Annotated in this window: 1 protein-coding gene; it reads right to left on the bottom strand. The window is 42.9% G+C overall.

What is annotated here, in order from left to right; translation table 11 throughout:
* On the bottom strand, positions 1-252 hold a 252-nt coding region (locus A3751_RS21495), incomplete at both ends, for a class I tRNA ligase family protein (RefSeq protein WP_156492726.1).

The following is a 252-nucleotide window of genomic DNA, read 5'->3' as shown; positions in this document are numbered from 1 at the left end:
CGTATTGATCTTCTGTTTTACACTTGGGGCAAGTGCCTTTAATGAACCGATCAGCTAGGAACAGGTTCTTCTCAGGGTCGAAGGCTTGCGTAATGCTACGGCGGGCAATCTTTCCATTGTTATCAAGCGCAGTATAAATAGATTCTGCAAACGCTTTATTTTCTGGTGAATGCGTTGAGTAATAATTGTCGAAGCCAACGGAAAATCCGGCAAAGTCTTTTTGGTGCTCCTGATTTACTCGATCAATCAGTT

It is taken from the genome of Oleiphilus sp. HI0080, from assembly GCF_001635135.1.
Note: the sequence above shows the minus strand (reverse complement) of the source record. Positions and strands in the feature narration are given on the sequence as shown.